The sequence below is a fragment of the Pedococcus sp. P1_H8 genome (assembly GCF_056405175.1).
Genome location: NZ_JBFUCP010000081.1, coordinates 1 through 584, shown reverse-complemented (window position 1 = coordinate 584; position 584 = coordinate 1). Strand labels below are relative to the sequence as shown.

Here is a 584-nt window from a genome sequence, read left to right as displayed (position 1 = left end):
TTCCTGGGCTGGGGGAGTCGCGGTCGTAGGGTGGTGTCGTGGACAGTACCGAGATCACCGTCGCGACCTGGAACACCGAATGGGCACCTACCGCTGGCCGACGGGGGCCGCACGTTCGTGAGCGGCTGGCCGACGCGTCCGCGGACATCCTCGTGGTGACGGAGGGCAGCAGCGGGCTCTTGCCAGACGGCGGATACGTCGTCGATGCTGGCAACGACTGGGSCTACGAAGACAAGCCGCAGCGCCGCAAGGTGCTGCTCCGGTCCTGTTGGCCGCTCACCGATGTCGACCGCCTCACCACGGGCGGCGGAGCCGGGAGGGTCGTGACGGCGCTGGCTACCGCACCCGCCGGGCCGATCCGGATCCTCGCAGTCTGCATCCCGTGGGCCCGCGCACACGTGAGTACCGGGCGACGCGACGCCACGGCGTGGTCCGAGCACCTCGACTGTCTCGACCAGATCGAGGAGCTCGCCGAATGCTTTGACCCGTCGACACCGACGGTGGTCGCCGGGGATTTCAACCAGCGCATTCCTCGTGTCCTGCAACCTGCACGGGTCGCGGACCGTCTCGCCGAGGTGATGGGT

The 584-nt window shown here is 69.0% G+C and carries 1 protein-coding gene; it reads left to right on the top strand.

Annotated features, from left to right (window positions below; all coding sequences use genetic code 11):
* Positions 1-38: 38 nt before the first annotated feature.
* The coding region (locus AC1DYG_RS18945; RefSeq protein WP_477641414.1) for an endonuclease/exonuclease/phosphatase family protein at positions 39-584 on the top strand (546 nt) is incomplete at its 3' end.